This is a genomic window from Paenibacillus sp. plas6, assembly GCF_057221655.1.
The window spans coordinates 989,972-1,008,708 of the sequence record NZ_CM170151.1; the positions used below are offsets into that span (position 1 = coordinate 989,972).

Here is an 18,737-nt window from a genome sequence, read left to right on the forward strand (position 1 = left end):
ATTACCAGTGCGTCCAATACAGAGCCATAATAATACAAGTAAACACTACTACTACCCCAGATATTATCGCTATTATCGCAAAGCCATGCCCTTTATCCTTCATATGCATCCAAAAAGCCATTTGCACAAACACTTGAAGAATCGCTAGAACAACAAGCATGATGTATACAAAATCAAGGTTAATCTCGCCAGCCATTACGATAGCGAAAGAAATAAATGTTAATAACATGGAGAATACATAAGCAATGATATGCTTTTTCGACCCTTCCGGTCTAGTTGTTTTAACGTCAGAACGTTCTGTAGAGTTTTGTCCGTTAACTGCTGCCATATTATTAACCCACCTTTCCCATCAAGTAAACAACTGTAAAGATAAACACCCATACTACGTCGATAAAGTGCCAATACATTCCAAACAGATACACCTTCGGTGCTGTCGTTAAATTCAAACCACGCCCAGAAAGCTGAAGCATGATTAAAATAGACCAAAGCAAACCGAAAGCAACGTGTGCACCGTGGAAGCCTACTAATGTATAGAAGGAAGTAGAGAATGCGCTCGTACTAAATGAAAGTCCTTCATGTACATAGTGAGTAAACTCATAAATTTCAAGTCCTAAAAACCCAGCACCTAAAACAAACGTAACAATTAGCCAAGCTAACAGCGCTTTTACATTATGCTTGTGCATAGCTTGTAATGCCATTACGCTCGTTAAGCTTGAAGTAAGTAGAAGTACTGTTGCTATCGCTACAACAAGAAACTCAAACAATTCATTTGAGGTTGGTCCATCTGCAACTTGATTGCGCAATGTTAAAAATGCTGCAAACAACGTACCAAACAATACTGTTTCGCCGCCAAGGAATAACCAGAAACCAGTAATCTTATTACGTCCCTCAAGGGTAGCACGTTCTGGTTCATGTGGTAATTGACCTTCTACATGTGAATGTGAACTCATGCCTTAACCCCCTGATCTTTAAGAATTTCTTCTTCTTCGATATGGTAGCCATGATCATCAATCCAAGAGCGAAGTGCCATACAAAGGAATGTAATTGCTAAACCAGCAATACCGATTACAAGGCTGACTGCTCCGAATTCTCTTGCATACATGAAACCAAAACCTGCAATGAATAAGCCTAGTCCCATAAAGAACGGCAATATGCTTGGAGACGGCATATGGATTGGACCGATTGGCTCTACAGGAGTCATTCTTGTATTACCTTCCATTTTTTCATGCCACCATGCATCATATGCACGAACAAGTGGAGTTTGGGCAAAGTTGTATTCTGGTGCTGGAGAAGGAATTGTCCACTCCAATGTACGTCCATCTTCCCATGGATCGTTCGTAGCTGTTTTTGGCTTAAGGCTTGTAAGCACAACATTCGTTAGGAATAAGATTGTACCTACACCCATTAACAGCGCACCGATTGTACTAATAAAGTTCAAGCCGTTCAAGCCCATACCATCAAGGTATTGCCAGATACGACGAGGCATACCCATCAATCCTAGGAAGTGTTGGACGAAGAAGGTTAGATGGAAGCCGATATAGAATGTCCAGAACGTCCAATAACCAAGCTTTTCGCTAAGCATACGTCCAAACATTTTAGGCCACCAATAATGCATACCTGCAAAAATACCATTAATCAAACCACCGACAATAACGTAGTGGAAATGCGCTACTACGAAATATGAATCGTGATATTGATAGTCGGCTGGTGATACAGATAACATTACCCCTGTAACCCCACCCATAACGAATGTCGGGATAAAACCAATTGCAAATAAGCTAGCAACTGAGAAGCGAATCGATCCGCCCCAAAGAGTAAATAACCAGTTAAAGATTTTAATCCCCGTTGGAACAGCGATAAGCATCGTTGCTACTGAGAACAAGGCATTCGCAATAGGACCTAAACCTGTTGTAAACATATGGTGAGCCCATACCATGAAGCCTAAGAAACCAATTAGAATTGTAGCAAATACCATTGAGCTGTAACCGAAAAGACGTTTACGTGCAAATGTACTTACTACTTCTGAAATTATACCGAAAGCAGGAAGAATAAGAATGTAAACCTCTGGGTGACCAAAAATCCAGAATACATGCTCCCAAAGCACGACGTTACCGCCAGCATCTGGGTTAAAGAAATTACCACTGAATAAGCGGTCAAACATCAAAGCTGCTAAACCAACTGTTAAAGCAGGGAAAGCAAACAAAATTAGCGCTGATGTAATAAACGTTGCCCATGTAAACATTGGCATACGCATAAAGGTCATACCAGGTGCACGCATATTAATAATCGTAACAAGGAAGTTAATCCCCCCTATTAGCGTACCGATACCTGAGATTTGTAGACCGATTACGTAATAATCTGTACCAAAATGAGTTGTATGTGTATTACCAGACAATGGAGCGTACATTGTCCATCCTGCGTCTGGAATTGTGCCCGTAAAAAAGCTTATGTTTAACAGCAAGCCACCAAAGAAAAATGTCCAAAAACCTAGTGCGTTGACAAATGGATAGGCAACGTCACGAGCTCCGATTTGCAATGGGATGACTGCATTCATAAATCCAAACAGGATCGGCATTGCTGCCAAGAAAATCATTGTTGTACCATGCATCGTAATCAGTTCGTTGTAGGTTTGCGCTGATACAACGTGTGATTGTGGATACATAAGCTGCAAGCGAATCAAAATCGCCTCAATGCCACCAATTAGGAAGAACAATCCTCCCGTTAGCATATACAAAATACCAATTTTCTTATGGTCAACCGTCGTTAGCCAATCCATAATACCTGTACGACGTTTAACCGCATGAGCATGTGCCAAGGTAGCTACCTCCTTCACTTCACCGTTGTTTGAGTTTATTCATAATCAAGCGTTAACGTAGATAAGTATTCAGCAATACCTTTAACCTCTTCATCTGTCAATGTATAACCACCTGTCATGTGGTTGCCTGGTTTAACAGACTCTGGATCGCTAATCCATTTGTACAGGTTGTTATACACTGTATCCTCATGCTTATACTGTTTTTCGCCTTCTTCAACGTTAATTAAAATACCTGCAATGCTTTCGCGTGAAGCGATCCCTGTCAAGTTAGGGAAAGCGCTACCGCCATATTCACCAACAGCGTGGCAAGATAAGCATTGGGCTTCAAAAGTTTTCGCCAATTCCGGATCACTAGGAAGCTCTACTGTGTCCGTCATTGCGACTACCCAACGATCGAATGAAGACGGCTCTACCGCTTTAACCTTGAAGTCCATCAAACCATGCGAAGGTCCACATAGCTCCGCACATTTACCTTGATAAACGCCCGCCTTAGGCGCTTCAAAGTACATATAGTTAACATTACCGTCAGGATTTGTATCAATTTTACCTGCAAGTGCAGGTATCCAGAATGAGTGAAGCACGTCGGCTGTTTTTGCTTGAATAGAAATAACCTTGTCAGTTGGAACTACCAGTTCTTGAGCTGTTTTAATCCCTAAATCAGGATATTCAAACTCCCACCAGTATTGATGCGATGTAACAATAACTTGTAATGCATTTGGATCATTAGTGTAATCCTTTGATAACGAAAATACCGTTTTCAAAGTTGGAATCGCTAGAATAATTAGCAATACGATCGGGATTAATGTCCAGATTACTTCTAGCGTATGACTTCCTTCTACTTGCTTAGGAATTTTGTTATCCCCTTTGCGTCTGCGGAATTTGATCAATACGAAAATTGAAATCGCAAACACAACTACCACAACAATTGACATGATTAAAATAGAGATTTTCATCAAGTCAAGTTGTGCTTCCGCCACAGGGCCTTGAGGATTAAGCGCTGACAAATCTTCTCGACCGCAAGCTGACAGCACTAGCACCAGAAGAGCCATCAAAGGCGCAAGGCGTTTCACAAATTGCCACCGTTTCATTAATAATCAACCCCACTTTTGACGTTTTCACAGCGTCCTTATTGTGGCCAAGTCCGCTGCGTGAACCAAGATGATTTACAAATCCTGCATCAAATCACTTAATTAAATATAAAGTTGTGGCAACCTTTTGTCAATGTTCCACAGGAAGTTCACAAATTGTTCTCAAAGCTGTCAAATTCGAATAAATGGTGTCATATGACGCTAATGAATTTTCATATGCCATTTCTTCATTTTTAGAGCTTTATTTTCCTTTAATTGGTAAATACTTGCCGTTTGCGATCAATTCCTCCCACTTTAAAGCTTTTTAAGCTAAATTGATCCACTTTAAGGAACAAATTAGAAATTTCTCCGCACTCGGCTTAAAAAAGAGTGATTTAGATGAAATTTATAGCCTCGGTTTACTGTTATTGTTTCATTTAAAAGAAACAATTTTCTTTGATTTAGTTAAATCTTATTATGCTGCCTTTTGCATTTCTCTGCCAATAAACGAATTTTCTATTCAATTGTTTAGCCTTCAGTCCTATCTTCTCATAGTTTGGCAAAATGTGTCCTTCCTTATGTATTCATTACCATGCATATTTTAGACTGAAAAATCAGAGCATGATTAGTGAACGAATTACCGAACCCTCCCGATAACGCAAAGGATTAAGGAGTGTAATTTATGATGAACTATCTTAAGCCAAAATTAATCATTACTGCAATAATGCTTACTGTGCTTCTTCTAAGCACTGGTTGCAGCGAGGAACTAGAGCGCTATTCAGTGCCATTAAAAAGTTCTGATCATGGCAATTATCATGCTAAAAGGTCAAATCAGTCTTCTTCTGATAATGACAGAATGAAAATTTTAGATGCACAGCTCGCTTCACCTCTGCCATCAGCTCCAAAAGAAATAACTTATAGCTATGAGCTAGCCAAACTCGTTAGCTCCATTCCAGGTGTTGCCGATGCACGAGTTTTTACCGTCGGTGAAAATGCTTATATATCCGTCGTTCTAGATAATACAGGACAAGGTTTCTTTAAATCAAAGGCCTATAGCGAACGTGAGGATGCTCGTACCCGTATGGAGGATAGCAAATTACTGAATGATAAGCCTCGTCCAGGAGATACAGATGATAAAACACCTTTAACCAATGAACCTTCAATCCACAATAATCCGTTTCGCTACTATATAACGGTTAACGACAACTCGCAACTGTCTGACCGTTTTGTCGAAACAGTGGAAGATGCAGTGAAAGCTAAACAACCCTCCATTAAAAATGTTTATCTTTCCGCGAACAAAGATTTTATGTACTATATGGATGAATTTGCTCAGGTCGTATGGGGCGGAGATTCACTCGAGCCATATAAGGAGCAGTTTCAAATCTTAATCGATCATCAATTTTTTAATGGTAAAATAATGCCGAATTCACTTAAGTATTATCGCAGCGAATAACAAGCCAATTCTTTCCTTAAGAACTTTTTTTCGTCTGCTGCTCAAGCAAAGCAATAGCTTGCAGCAGACTATTTTTTATTTGTGCGAGTTGATTCTCATTAAGCTGTTGACTTTGCTGACTTTCTTCCTGCAAATTTATAACGATTGTGCGGTAATCTAATGTATGTATACAAAGCTCTTTATCCGGTACATATTGTGCAATAAAAACATCCTCTACTTTAAGATTCTTTTTTGCTATTTGCTTTTCCAGCCAGTTCAAATCTACTCCGCTTTCTGTCAGTTTTTGCAACTCAGCTGAACCATCAATGATTAACGTTACCGGCTCTAACTCGCGTGGTAAAGAAATACCAAGCATTGCAGGTGTTATAGGCATATATTCCGTTTTAAGCAACACACTAACTTGACCATTTGCCTCGATTGAAGCATTTTCAACATCTGCAATACGAAACACATTTTTATCCCGCAATTGCTCCAATAACTCTTCTACTGTTAAATTTTCCTTAGCCATCGCATCTTTAAGCACAACACCTTTATGAATTAGCAATCTTCGTTCACTATCAATATATCCCCTTAATGTTTTGCTCTTTAATGTTAGTCGCTCTAATCCAACTGTAACAAGTACCCATATGCCAAGTACGATTATGCCTAAATACCAATATTCATTCTCTTCTAATGCAATAAATGCAGCAACGTTACCTATACTGATTCCCGAAATGTAACCAAACAGTGATATTTCAGATAGCTGCCTTTTACCTAACAATTTGGTCAAAAAATACATCGCAGCGATTGCAATTAATGTTCTGCCTGATATAGATAATACAGCATCAGTCATTTTCAAAGCCTCCCTCCACCTTCTAGCCTTGCCATTAATTCATATAAAAATAACACTATGCTACTGCAATCAGATATGATACGATCAGCTTAGTTGCCATAATTTCATAATAAGGGAGAGTTTTGGATGATGATCGTAAACTATGCACATCGTGGAGCAAGTGGATATTTCCCAGAAAATACAATGGCAGCGTTCCAGCATGCAATTCAGATGGGCGCTACAGGAATTGAAACTGATGTACAGATGTCCTCAGACGGTGAACTTGTGCTTATTCATGATGAAAACTTGCTTAGAACAACTGGTGTAGACAAACTAGTTAAAGATTTGACATTAGCTGAACTGCGCGAGCTTGATTGCGGATCATGGTTTGATCCTAAATTTGCTGGAGAACGTATCCCGACGTTAGATGAATTACTACAACTAGCTAAAAGCAACTCAATCAAATTGAATCTCGAAATTAAATCCGGTATTGTTGAGTATCCCGATATTGAAAAGAAAATTCTAGACAAGCTTGCAGAGTATGACTTTGAAAAAGATTGTATTATTTCAAGCTTTAATCATTATTCTTTAGTACAATGCCATATGCTTAATCCAGCTGTCGCAACTGGCGTTTTGTATACAGAGGGACTTTATCGCCCTTGGGATTATGCAATTTCCCTTGGAGCTTGTGCCCTGCATGCGCCAAACTATGCAGTTAATGCTCAGTTTGTTGAAGAAGCGAAAGCAAAGAATGTAATTTTTAATGTATGGACTGTAAATGAACCTCAAGAGATGAAAAGACTGATCGCTGCTGGAGTTGCAGGTATAATTACCGACTACCCAGATCGGCTACATGCTATCATTAACGGAAAGGAATGATAGAATGAAAAAAACTTGGCTGTTAGGCTTCGGTTTTTTTAGTATCAGTCTAGTATGGGCACTATATAATGCTTACGTTCCACTGTTCCTAAAAAAGTATCTAGATAGTGCAGCAATTATTGGTTTTATGATGACACTAGATAATTACTTCGGTCTTTTTTTACAGCCAATTGTCGGTCGTCTTAGCGATAAGACAGATACAAAATGGGGCAAGCGCATGCCGTATTTATTGATTGGGATGCCGCTTGCAGCACTGTTTGGTGCATTAATTCCATTACATACTAGTTATTCATTGCTCATTACATTTATGGTGCTTATGAACTTGTCAATGAGTTTATATCGCTCTCCAACTGTTGCTTTAATGCCAGACATTACTCCTCCTCATAGGCAAACTCAAGCAAACGGCATTATTAACTTAATGGGCGGGCTTGGCTCAATTATTGCCTTCACTGTTGGCTCAAAGCTTTACGAACAACACATTGCACTTCCATTTTTCAGCTCATCTGCTATAACCCTAATCAGTCTATGTGTGCTTATGGTATTTATCCGTGAGCGTCGAGATGCAATCGAATATAAACCTGTAATAAAGCAAGCAAATGAATCAGAAAATAATGAAATAGTTCCCCAACGCGTATGGGGCAGAGCACATACACTGCTAAAAGCGGCAAAGCGTGAACTCAAACCATATTTAATGGAATGGTCCTTTCCTACAATAATGCTGCTTGGTGCAATTTATTTTTGGTTTTTTGCATATCAAGGAATTGAAGCTTTATTTACGCTCTACGCAACTGAACAGTTAAATTTTACAGATTCAGAAGCAACAATGTCACTTGCCTTTTTCTCAGTTGCTTTTGTTGCATTTGCAATTCCTGCTGGGTATTTTGGAGCAAAATTAGGTAAAAAGAGGATTATTTCGCTTGGCGTGAGCGGCTTAATTATCATTTTTGCTTTGCTAGGTTTCGTTACAAATATCACCATATTACGTTCATTACTGCTAATAGGCGGCATATGCTGGGCGTTAATCAATATTAACTCTTATCCATTTGTTATATCGCTAGGCAAACAAAGCAGTATCGGAACGCGAACAGGAATTTACTATATCGCCTCATCTTTAGCAGCACTATCTTCTCCACCATTAATGGGCTTGTTTATCGATATTTTAGGATATACTTCTTTATTCTTTGTTGCTGCTGCAAGCATGGTGCTCGCCTTAGCGTTTCTGCTTCTTGTGAAAAATAGGCAGCAATTTTAAGAAAATAGCTCCAGTTCACGATATACTCCACAATAAAAAAGCTCATCTTTTGTTATCAGCATCTTGCTTAAAGAAGTCGATAGCGTAAAGATGAGCTTTATAAAATAATTCACGGATGTTAATGTGAGCCTTGACGCGAAAAGCTTCCGCCCACAACATCAGCAACAGATTCGATAGCAATAAAAGCATCGGCATCCTTTTGTTGCACAAGAGTCTTCAATTTCGATAATTCAATACGAGATACAACACAATAAATGACTTTTACCTCTCGACCAGAATAGCCGCCCGTTGCATGCATCAATGTCGTTGAACGTCCTAAATTGTTGATTATTTCCCGAGAAATTTCTTCATAATTTTTAGAAATAATCGTTACAGATTTCGACTCATTAACCCCTTCAACTACAATATCAATCACTTTACTTGCTAAGTAATAAGTAACCATGGAATACATCGCCGAGCTCCACTCAAATACAAAGCCTGCAATAATAAATATAACAACGTTAAATACCATAATAATTGTACCTACAGAGGCTTTCATTTTTTTAGAAATCAAAATGGAAACAACCTCTATTCCGTCAAGACAGCCGCCATAACGAATGACTAATCCTACTCCCATCCCAAGAATAATACCGCCAAACAATACAGCTAGCAGTTTATCGTCAGGAAAAGGTCCGGAATGGTGTAAAAACGCAGTCGTAAGCGACATAATAGCAATCCCATATAAAGTAGAAAAGGCAAATCCCTTTCCTAATTGTTTATAACCAATAATCAGAAACGGAATATTAATTAAAAATAGCAGTACACTCAGAGGGACAGAGCTTAAATGTGATAGCATTATTGAAATCCCTGCAATTCCACCATCAATGATAGAATAAGGAACGAGAAACTTTTCTAGGGCGATCCCCATCATGATTGCTCCAACAGTAATAAAGAAAAAGCGTTTTAAAAATTCTCCTACATTCATCGAGTAATTCTCCTTTATGTAAGCTTAAAGCAAGATGCACAATGTAAAGATTATCTTATTTTAGCACTGTACTATTCTATTCCTTTTGGTGCGATAAAGCAAATAAACGCTCTGGAAACAATAAGCTCTTAGTAAAATAAAAAGCCCAGAACGTTAGCGATACGCTAACACTCTGGACATTCAAGTTCATTTATTGGAATTATTGTTTTATTGCAGCTTCGATCTCTGTAACCATTTTTTCAAGAGAAACTAGACCGCCACCAGAAAGATACCAATATTCAGGATCAAGGTAAATAATTTTACCGTTTTTATAAGCATCAGTAGATTTTACAAGCTCATTATCAAGCGAAGAATTTGCATTGCCTTCACCGCCAACAACCGCTGTACGGTCAATGACAAACAAGTAACCAGGATTTTTCTCAGCTACATATTCAAATGTAACTTCTGCACCATGTGTAGAAACTTCAATCGTTTCATCAGCAGCAGGTACACCTAGTACATCATGGATTAAACCAAAACGTGAACCTGGACCATATGCGCTTAGTTTACCTTCATTTGAAAGGATAATTAGACCTCTTGCATCTGATTGAGCTACCTCAGCTTTTACATTATCAATTTGAGTGTTAAGTTTTTCTAGCTCAGCAGCCGCTTCTTGTTCTTTACCGAAAATTTTTGCAAGTGTTTCAACATTGCTAGTAAAAGATTCCATATAATTTGCAGCATCTATACCTACGTAAATTGTTGGTGCAATTTTATTAAGTTCTTCATAAGCATCAGATTGACGACCTGAAATAATAATTAGGTCTGGCTCAGCAGCATCGATTGCTTCGAAATCTGGCTCTTTTAAACCGCCGGCATTAGCATATTCAGAGCCTGCGTATTTTTCTAAGTAAGAAGGCAAGCTATCTTGTGGCACTGCAACAACTGATTCTACACCAAGACGCTCAAGTGTATCTAATGCACCCATGTCAAAAACAACAACTTTTTGCGGATTTACTGCAACTTCAGTTTCACCAAGTTGGTGCTTTACAGTGATAGTTGTCGAAGCATTCTCTTCAACCGCATTGCCAGCTTCGTTTGTATTATTTTTAGCAGCATTATTAGCTCCGTTATTGCCGCAAGCTGAAATAACCATAACTATGGCAATAAGCATCATAAACATTGACAAACTTTTTTTCATTTTTCGTTCTCCATCCTTTTGTAATCTTTTTATTTAAAGTAAACACCTATTCGATTCCCATCGATGACTTCAATTGGAATTGGCATCTCATAAATTCCTTCCAATACTTCACTCTCAATAATTTGCTCGGTTGGACCTTCATGAACTACTACTCCGTTTTTGAGTGCAACAATATTATCCGAGTAACAAGAAGCAAAGTTAATGTCATGAATAACAATAACAATCGTTTTCCCTAACTCCTCTACTAGTCGTCTCAACACCTTCATAATTTGTACAGAATGCTTCATATCCAAATTATTAAGAGGCTCATCAAGTAAAATTACATCTGTGTTTTGTGCAATAATCATCGCAATAAATGCACGTTGATTTTGACCACCACTTAGTTGATCAAGATAACGATCTTTTAAATCTGTTAAATCCATATAGGCAATTGCTTCATCAACATATTTCCAATCTTCTTTCGTTAACTTCCCTTGTGAATAAGGAAAGCGTCCAAAGCTAACTAGCTCACGAACGGTTAATCGCAAATTTATATGATTTGACTGCTTAAGAATAGAAATTTTGCGCGCTAAATCTCTTGTATTCCAAGCAGAAATATCTTTGCCATCAATTTCAACTGTTCCAGAATTTTTTTCTAGAAGTCTGCTCATAATTGCTAACAGAGTGCTTTTACCTGCACCGTTAGGACCGATAAAGGAAGTGATCTTACGCTCAGGAATCGTCAACGATACATTGTCAACTACAGGCTTGCCACCATAAACTTTCGTTACATTTTTTACTTTAATCATGCTCGACTCTCCTTTAGCAACAAGTAAATGAAATAAAGACCACCAATAAAGTTAATAAGTACACTAACGGTTGTATTGAACGAAAACACTCGTTCAACCAGCAGTTGCCCGCCTACGAGTGCGATAACACTGATTCCAATCGATGCTGGAATTAAGTAAGAATGGCGATAGGTGCCAATGAAATGGTACGCCAAATTCACTACTAGCAACCCTAAAAACGTAACAGGTCCAACTAATGCTGTGCTTATTGAAATTAATAAGGCAACAACAAGCAGCATTTGCTGAATCGTTTTATGATATGGCACACCTAAATTAACAGCCTGCTCACGTCCAAGCGCTAGCACATCCAAATATTTGTTATAGCGAAGTGAATAAATAGCTATCAGCCCAATCAGTACTGCAGATAGTAGCAGCAAATCTGAATTTACATTATTGAAGCTGGCAAACATCTTACCTTGCAGCGAGAGAAATTCGTTAGGGTCTATTAGGACCTGCATAAAGGTCGTTGCACTACCAAACAATGTTCCCATCACAAGACCAACTAGCAGTAAGAAAAATAAATTTTTCCCTTCACGTTTAAACAACAAACGATATAATACAAGCGCAAATAACATCATTAAAATAGTTGTTAATGCGAAGTTCACATATTTATTTACTGCTGGTAAACTCATTGAGCCAAATATAAAGACGATCATCGTCTGGAACAGCATATATACAGAATCTAGTCCAATTACGCTTGGTGTTAATATGCGATTATTTGTCATTGTCTGAAAAATTAACGTTGCATAGGCGATAGCCCCACCTGTTAACAGTATCGCAGCTACCTTTTTTAATCGTCTTGGTAAGGCGTAATCCCAATTGCTAGGCAGATCGAAAAACACAAAGGCTGCACATACAGCGATCGCCACAACGATTAGTACCGTTAGTTTAGCTTTCATATGCTCGTCTCCTCATTAGCAAGTAAAGAAAAATAATGCTACCTATGACCCCGACCGTTAAAGCAATCGGTATTTCATAAGGATAGATAATGATTCTTCCGAGGATATCGCAAGCTAACAAAAAGTTTGCTCCAAGTAAAGCTGTATGAATAAGTGATTTTTTCAAGTTATCACCCATATACAATGAAACGATATTCGGTACAACTAAGCCTAGAAATGGAATAACTCCAACCGTTAATATAACAACGACTGAAACCAATGCAACAATAATTAGCCCCAAATTGACAATTTGTTTATGTTTTAAGCCAAGATTAACTGCAAACTCCTCACCCATGCCGGCAATTGTAAATTTATTTGCATACAAATATGCCACAATGAGCAAAGGAACACTAACATAAATTAATTCGTATCGTCCAGCTATTACACTTGCAAAGCTGCCTTGCAGCCAAGACGATACGTTTTGAATGAGATCGTTTTTATAAGCAAAAAATGTCGTCAAGGAATTAATTATATTCCCAAACATTAAGCCAATAAGAGGAATAAAGATTGCATCCTTAAACTTAATTCGATCAAGCAATTTCATAAACAACACGGTGCCAGCTATTGCAAACAAAAAGGCAATGAGCATTTTTTCCATAGTTGTTGCGGAGGAAAACATTAGCATCGCTACAAGTATCCCTAGCTTAGCAGAATCATCTGTCCCAGCAGTTGTCGGTGAAACAAATTTGTTACGGCTTAACTGCTGCATAATTAGACCAGATACACTCATGCTTACTCCTGCAATAATTAAGCTAATTAACCTAGGAATACGAGCAAGCGTTAAAGCCTGAACTTGCCGCTCTGACAACGAAAATAAATCAAAAATCGTTAGGTCCGTTACACCAATAAACAAAGAGGTTACAGATAAAATAACCAGTATAACGACTAGATGCCAAGCTTTCATAGTGACCCTCTTATCTTAATTTGATACATAAGAACAATAACCCTTAAACACTGTAAGTGATAATCATTCTCGCAAAACAAGACTAACATTGCTGCTTTATGAAGTCAACCTTATGAAGCAAAAACTAATAAACATATTTATCTTTATGAATAGATAATGAATAACTATAATAATTTTAAACTACATCAATAATTTTAAATTACATCATAAATTCCACTAGGGTGTATTATTAGAAACAGCTTTCCGAAAATATTCACACATTTTAACTTGTATGGTAGTATGGTAATATATAAATGGTAAATATAAACAACCGACCAATGTGAGGTGAGTCTAATTATTAATGTAATCTCAACTCAACGCTCTGTACGAGATCAGGTCTATGAAACATTAAAAGAGCACATTATTTCACTTGCGATTTTGCCAGGTGTTGCACTATCTGAAAATGATATGGCGATTCAATTTGGCGTTAGTCGCACTCCGATTCGTGAAAGCTTTGTTCGTTTGGCCCAGGAAGGTTTAGTACAAGTGCTCCCTCAGCGCGGCACTTATGTTTCCTTAATTGACCTTAAACTTGTAGAAGAGGCTCGTTTTATGAGAAGTCAATTGGAATGTGCAGTTGTCGAGCTGGCTTGCCAAAGCATATCTAGCGAAATCCTTCTCCAACTTGAGCAAAACTTACAACAGCAAGCAATTACTTTGCAGCAAGAAAATGTAGATCATATGTTTAAACTTGACCAACAGTTCCATGCTTTATTATTTACTGGTGTTAACAAAATCAATACTTGGAACACAATGAATCTACTTACTGTGCATCTTGATCGCAGCCGAAAGCTGCGCCTTTTGGATAACCATGATTGGCAGCAAATTTATGAACAACATCAAGACATTATAAAGTCAATTAAACAGCATGACCAAGCAAAAGCAAAACAAATAATGCAGGAGCATATCGAGCGTGGCAAAGATGATTTAGCTGCATTAAGCAATAAATACCCTCATTATTTTGCTTAGCAGGAGGAAAGGCTATGAAAATGACTTTTCGTTGGTTTGGCGAGGGCAATGATCCTATCCCGCTAAACCATATTAAGCAAATCCCAGGTACTGAAGGAATAGTGTGGGCACTGCATGACATTGCTGCTGGTGAAGAATGGCCTTTAGACCGCATTTTACAAGTTAAACAGAAAATTGAGGAAGCCGGCTTTCATGCTGAAGTTGTTGAAAGCGTTAACGTACATGAAGATATTAAGCTTGGCCTTCCTAGTCGTGAGTATTACATAGAAAATTATAAAAAAACGATTGTTTCGCTTGCCAGCGCTGGTATCAAAGTCATCTGTTATAATTTCATGCCTGTCTTCGACTGGTTGCGCACTAATTTATATGCAGAGCTTGAAGACGGTTCTACAGCTATGTATTTTGAAAAAGCCGTCGTTTCCAGCTTAACCCCGCACGAGCTCGTAAGCTATTTTCAAAGCAATTCAAATTTTCAACTGCCTGGCTGGGAACCTGAACGATTAGCCCAACTATCAGCTACGCTGAAAGCATACCAAGCTGTTGATGAGGAGCAGCTATGGCGTAATTTGCAGTATTTTTTAGAGCAAATTATTCCTGTTGCTGCAGAGCATGGCATTCGGATGGCTATTCACCCTGATGATCCACCTTATTCACTCTTTGGTCTGCCACGGATTATTAACACACAAGCAAGTTTACGAAGACTAATTAAATTGGTCGATCATCCCGCAAACGGAATTACGTTATGCAGCGGTTCACTTGGTGCACGGCAAGATAACGATATTGTTGCTATGATTTATGAATTTGCTGATCGCATTCCTTTCGCTCATATCCGTAATATTCGCCTGGAAGAGAACGGGGATTTTATCGAAACCTCGCATCGTTCAGAGGACGGTACCGTGAATATTGCCGCAATCGTAAAAGCTTATTACGATATTGGATTTACTGGATATGTTCGTCCAGACCATGGTCGCCATATATGGGATGAACAATGTCGTCCGGGATATGGCTTATATGATCGCGCACTTGGCATTATGCATTTATTAGGTCTTTGGGACGCATATCGTTATTCCGATCAACAACGTTAACAAATGATATCGTTTCTAGGAGGAGTTATGATGTCAGTAATTCAAGCAATTCATCCATCTTTAGCAAATAAAGTTGCAGTGATTACAGGCGGCTCTGGGGTTCTATGTAGCGCGATGGCAATTGAGCTTGCTCGACAAGGGGCAAAAGTAGCTGTGCTCGGTCGCACGCTTGAAAAGGTAGAAAAGATCGTCACAGACATTAAGCAACATGGCGGAGTCGCAATCGGTGCTGCTTGCGATGTAACGGATCAAGCTAGTGTGGAAGCAGCTGCAGCACTTGTTGAAGAGCAGCTTGGATGCTGCAATATTTTAATTAATGGTGCTGGTGGCAATCAAGCAAATGCCAATACGAGTAATGAAACGTTCAGTATTGAGGATTGGCAAAACCCAGAGATACGTTCCTTTTTTGATTTATCTCCAGACGGAATTCGTCAAGTAATCGATCTAAACTTTATTGGTACACTAATTCCAACACAAGTTTTTGCCAAACAAATGCTTAATGCTGTGCAGCCTGTCATTATAAATATTTCTTCAATGAGCGCACCATCGCCAATGACCAAGGTTCCAGGCTACAGTGCAGCAAAAGCTGCGATTAACAATTTTACTCAATGGCTTGCCGTTCATATGGCGAATACGGGAATTCGAGTTAATGCAATTGCGCCAGGCTTTTTTCTTACCGAGCAAAACAAACGTCTGCTGCTAAATGAGGATGGCTCTTTAACTGAACGCTCTCACAAAATTATTAGTCATACTCCAATGAGACGCTTCGGCAAACCAGAAGATTTACTAGGCACATTATTATGGTTATGTGATAGTCAAGCTTCAGGCTTTGTTACTGGCATTACTGTACCAGTTGATGGCGGCTTTATGGCTTATTCCGGAGTATAATAAAACTTGCCGTTTCATAAAACAGCTCATTCTTCAATAAAAAAGCCGCCTCTCTTGCTAGACACATAAACATGCATCTAGCTGGAGGGCGGCTAATAAATTATCCATTTAGACATCAAACATCGTTCTTCATTAGAAAGAAATAACTTTACTCTACATGCATTTGAATATCTTCATTTGCTGCATCGAAAGAAATACGTAAGTTTTTACCATCCAAATACCACATATTATCTTTCTCAATAAAAAAATGAACACCTTCTACATATTGCTCTGCTCCGATTTCGCGAGGTTCATCTCGAGTAACACCTAATGAAACTCCAGGATGTACATGACCAGATCCGCCTAATTTTACAAAAATGCGAATATGATCTCCCTCTGCCAGCTCCATCTGTGATTTATACCAACTTGCTGCTGGCTGCTCAACGATTAACGCCATAGCTTGCACACCCTTTCTAAATAAATGAACCAATCGCTTGCTTTAATAGATTGGTATATATACATCTTAGCAAATGATACTATTATTGTTCAATGCTCTTTCTTTTTCCATTTCGTGAATACCAAGACCATATCGGTAATAAATGCTCATCAGCTATTCCTTTTACCCGATAAGAAAAGAAACTGCCAAGCACCTGAACATGAATATTGTGCAGCTTTCGTTTTCTTTGTATAGGTGTGGACTTTAAGCTTAACGTTACAATATGCTTTCTACGAACAAAATAAGTCACAACATTAATTTTTCGATTACGCAGCGTTAGGTCTTGTCCATCTAGCCAAACACCGGAAGACTTCATACAAATCAAGCTCCAACCCCAAACGATAGGCAGCAAGAGCAATAGGAACAGCCCATTCCACTTCCATAACCAAACAGCCCCAGCTACAAGCAGCAAACATATTATGCTAGGCAGCAAGGCATAGGTGCGAAAAGCATAGGATGGCGGTGTATGCAGTTTATTACGCAGCTCCAACTTATAATCAGGTAAAAGCTGATTCATAATGCTTGGTATATCCTTTTTTCGAGCAAACGGATGAATGACAAGCTGCTCCCGTGCATCCGAGGTAATAATTTGAACGCGCAGCTCAGCAAAGCCAAGCAACTGTCGTAATGGATTTTCTTCCATAATAACAGCTTGAACCTTACGCTGATCAAAGATAAAGCTTTTCTTCTCCAATAAGCCATAGGATACGGATATCTGCTCATGACTTCTAGTTATTTGATAGTCTCCATATTTGATCAAATAAATAATAATCGAAAGCAGCCATACGCCTCCTAACACAACAATTACCAAGATCATACTTAACAAGATTGGCAGAGCAGAGGTTTGATCAATAATGTCATCGATCAGTTTCTCATACAAACCAGGCATCAAAATATCTATTACATCATCTGCAAAAGAATAAATACCTAGTATAAAAATGATCGCAAAATTTAAATTCAACGAAGTGAGCGAAGCCTTTAATAATTGAGCAAAGCTAATACGATATTGATAATCATACTGCTCCTCATTTAGCCACTGCTCATTTTGCTGATTATTATGGCTTTGGTCATTTATAGCATTTCTTACTTCCCCTTGGCCAGCCAAATTACTTTGACCATTCGGAATTGCTCCATGACTATGCGTATCGCCATATTCATCGCCAGCAGCTTGATTCTCTCTAAAAACATCCCTGTTACTCATATCAGGTATGTGCTGAGTTCCTTGCTCATTCACTGCAGCTTCCTTTTTACGTAATTGCTTTAACTGCTGCTGCAATTGGAGTGCAAAAGCATGCTTTAATACTCGTAATTCTCCCTCGGGTGAACCAGGTTTACCGCCAGGCGTTTCAATTTGCAGGGAAGCAGCTCCGAAAATTCTAAGTAAAAGCGGCTGCTGAACATTAACAGAGTGGATTCGATTATAATAAATCGTTTTTTCCTCGCGATTAAACACGCCTTTTTGGATAATCAAACGATCATCTTGTATGGAATATTGAAATTTTCTCCACGATAAGTATGCAATAACCGCATTAAAAATTAACGTTGCTGCAAGAATGATTAATATCCCCCAAAACTTCACTCCATCAGTATCTTGTAGCTTTAATAGCAACAGGATGAATATAGGAACAAAGTTACGTAAATTTTTAATAAAAGTTATTGGTATATCTAGTGGTGATAAGCGACGTGGGTTAGTCATGTTGTTCATCCACCTTAGCCAATTCTCCGATACGCAGTTTCAACTGCTCAGCAGCATCCTGTTGAACACCTTTAATTTCATGATCTGTTGCTGCTGTTACAATTTTAACACTGGCTAGCTTATATTTACGCATAATTGGTCCACTGCCCACCTCAACATGCTGTACACGAACCATTGGAATTAAGGTGTTTGTTCGAAAAATAATGCCGGACTGGATTTCGATTTCTTCTTCAAAAACTTCAAACGAAAAGCTACGATACTCATAGTTTGGATAAAACCAAGTAAATATAATGAAAGATAAAATTACGATTCCTCCCGTAATCCATACAGGAATAAGCGTCCATTCCTGCCATAGAGCAATTGCTAACCATCCTCCAACTAGCAGCAACAGAACTAAATGTAAAATTATATTCGACAATCTAGATGCTTTAATATAATCTTGATGAAGCTTTTGCCTAAGCTCTCGTTGCATGTACTTTTATTTCCTCCTGCAAT

General features: G+C 38.6%; 19 protein-coding genes. 6 read left to right on the plus strand and 13 right to left on the minus strand.

Annotated features, from left to right (window positions below):
- Position 1: 1 nt before the first annotated feature.
- The 4 genes from AC2TDL_RS04535 to coxB form a co-directional block, all read right to left on the minus strand.
- Positions 2-328: a cytochrome C oxidase subunit IV family protein gene (locus tag AC2TDL_RS04535; protein WP_484698998.1), complete on the minus strand. Its 327-nt coding sequence runs from the start codon at positions 326-328 to the stop codon at positions 2-4.
- A 4-nt stretch (positions 329-332) separates the two neighbouring features.
- A complete protein-coding gene (locus AC2TDL_RS04540) occupies positions 333-950 on the minus strand; it encodes a cytochrome (ubi)quinol oxidase subunit III (RefSeq protein WP_484698999.1) in 618 nt (205 codons plus the stop codon).
- Positions 947-2,776: a cytochrome c oxidase subunit I gene (gene ctaD, locus AC2TDL_RS04545; RefSeq protein ID WP_484701041.1), complete on the minus strand. Its 1,830-nt coding sequence runs from the start codon at positions 2,774-2,776 to the stop codon at positions 947-949. The genes AC2TDL_RS04540 and ctaD overlap by 4 nt, the downstream gene beginning before the upstream one ends.
- 74 nt (positions 2,777-2,850) lie before the next feature.
- On the minus strand, positions 2,851-3,903 hold the full coding sequence (coxB, locus tag AC2TDL_RS04550; protein ID WP_484699000.1) for a cytochrome c oxidase subunit II: 1,053 nt from the start codon (positions 3,901-3,903) through the stop codon (positions 2,851-2,853).
- 661 nt (positions 3,904-4,564) lie between these two features.
- On the opposite strand from coxB, the gene AC2TDL_RS04555 reads away from it, so the two are divergent.
- Positions 4,565-5,335 carry a YhcN/YlaJ family sporulation lipoprotein gene (locus AC2TDL_RS04555; protein ID WP_484699001.1) on the plus strand — a complete coding sequence of 257 codons (771 nt, stop codon included), beginning with the start codon at positions 4,565-4,567 and terminating at the stop codon, positions 5,333-5,335.
- 16 nt (positions 5,336-5,351) lie between these two features.
- Here AC2TDL_RS04555 and AC2TDL_RS04560 read toward each other — a convergent pair whose 3' ends face one another.
- The gene (locus tag AC2TDL_RS04560) at positions 5,352-6,167 is read right to left on the minus strand and encodes a DUF421 domain-containing protein (protein WP_484699002.1); all 816 of its coding nucleotides are present in this window, start codon (positions 6,165-6,167) and stop codon (positions 5,352-5,354) included.
- Positions 6,168-6,293: 126 nt separating this feature from the next.
- On the opposite strand from AC2TDL_RS04560, the gene AC2TDL_RS04565 reads away from it, so the two are divergent.
- Positions 6,294-7,025 carry a glycerophosphodiester phosphodiesterase gene (locus AC2TDL_RS04565; RefSeq protein ID WP_484699003.1) on the plus strand — a complete coding sequence of 244 codons (732 nt, stop codon included), beginning with the start codon at positions 6,294-6,296 and terminating at the stop codon, positions 7,023-7,025.
- Positions 7,026-7,029: 4 nt separating this feature from the next.
- Positions 7,030-8,277, plus strand: a complete 1,248-nt coding sequence (locus tag AC2TDL_RS04570) for an SLC45 family MFS transporter (protein WP_484699004.1) — start codon at positions 7,030-7,032, stop codon at positions 8,275-8,277.
- A 118-nt stretch (positions 8,278-8,395) separates the two neighbouring features.
- Here AC2TDL_RS04570 and AC2TDL_RS04575 read toward each other — a convergent pair whose 3' ends face one another.
- The 5 genes from AC2TDL_RS04575 to AC2TDL_RS04595 form a co-directional block, all read right to left on the minus strand.
- The gene (locus AC2TDL_RS04575) at positions 8,396-9,241 is read right to left on the minus strand and encodes a YitT family protein (protein WP_484699005.1); all 846 of its coding nucleotides are present in this window, start codon (positions 9,239-9,241) and stop codon (positions 8,396-8,398) included.
- A gap of 199 nt (positions 9,242-9,440) precedes the next feature.
- Entirely contained in the window at positions 9,441-10,421 is a 981-nt protein-coding gene (locus AC2TDL_RS04580; RefSeq protein WP_484699006.1) for a siderophore ABC transporter substrate-binding protein, read from the minus strand.
- A 29-nt stretch (positions 10,422-10,450) separates the two neighbouring features.
- The gene (locus AC2TDL_RS04585; protein WP_484699007.1) at positions 10,451-11,209 is read right to left on the minus strand and encodes an iron ABC transporter ATP-binding protein; all 759 of its coding nucleotides are present in this window, start codon (positions 11,207-11,209) and stop codon (positions 10,451-10,453) included.
- Positions 11,206-12,147 (minus strand): iron chelate uptake ABC transporter family permease subunit, encoded by a 942-nt coding sequence (locus AC2TDL_RS04590; RefSeq protein WP_484699008.1) that lies wholly within the window; start codon positions 12,145-12,147, stop codon positions 11,206-11,208. The genes AC2TDL_RS04585 and AC2TDL_RS04590 overlap by 4 nt, the downstream gene beginning before the upstream one ends.
- Positions 12,137-13,090: an ABC transporter permease gene (locus AC2TDL_RS04595; protein ID WP_484699009.1), complete on the minus strand. Its 954-nt coding sequence runs from the start codon at positions 13,088-13,090 to the stop codon at positions 12,137-12,139. Before AC2TDL_RS04595 ends, AC2TDL_RS04590 begins: the two co-directional genes overlap by 11 nt.
- Before the next feature lie 324 nt (positions 13,091-13,414).
- Between AC2TDL_RS04595 and AC2TDL_RS04600 the strand changes: the two genes are divergently transcribed.
- From AC2TDL_RS04600 to AC2TDL_RS04610, 3 genes are read left to right on the plus strand one after another with little or no spacing between them, the layout of a single operon-like run.
- Positions 13,415-14,098, plus strand: coding sequence for a GntR family transcriptional regulator (locus AC2TDL_RS04600; RefSeq protein WP_484699010.1), 684 nt, complete (start codon positions 13,415-13,417; stop codon positions 14,096-14,098).
- A gap of 14 nt (positions 14,099-14,112) precedes the next feature.
- On the plus strand, positions 14,113-15,183 hold the full coding sequence (uxuA, locus tag AC2TDL_RS04605; protein ID WP_484699011.1) for a mannonate dehydratase: 1,071 nt from the start codon (positions 14,113-14,115) through the stop codon (positions 15,181-15,183).
- A 27-nt stretch (positions 15,184-15,210) separates the two neighbouring features.
- Positions 15,211-16,071: an SDR family oxidoreductase gene (locus AC2TDL_RS04610; RefSeq protein WP_484699012.1), complete on the plus strand. Its 861-nt coding sequence runs from the start codon at positions 15,211-15,213 to the stop codon at positions 16,069-16,071.
- Positions 16,072-16,219: 148 nt separating this feature from the next.
- Here AC2TDL_RS04610 and AC2TDL_RS04615 read toward each other — a convergent pair whose 3' ends face one another.
- From AC2TDL_RS04615 to AC2TDL_RS04625, 3 genes are all read right to left on the minus strand, one after another.
- Positions 16,220-16,507, minus strand: a complete 288-nt coding sequence (locus AC2TDL_RS04615) for a HesB/YadR/YfhF family protein (RefSeq protein ID WP_484699013.1) — start codon at positions 16,505-16,507, stop codon at positions 16,220-16,222.
- 82 nt (positions 16,508-16,589) lie between these two features.
- The gene (locus AC2TDL_RS04620) at positions 16,590-18,242 is read right to left on the minus strand and encodes a PH domain-containing protein (RefSeq protein ID WP_484699014.1); all 1,653 of its coding nucleotides are present in this window, start codon (positions 18,240-18,242) and stop codon (positions 16,590-16,592) included.
- Complete coding sequence (locus tag AC2TDL_RS04625) at positions 18,235-18,714, minus strand: PH domain-containing protein (RefSeq protein WP_484699015.1); 480 nt, start codon at positions 18,712-18,714, stop codon at positions 18,235-18,237. The genes AC2TDL_RS04620 and AC2TDL_RS04625 overlap by 8 nt, the downstream gene beginning before the upstream one ends.
- Positions 18,715-18,737: the final 23 nt, after the last annotated feature.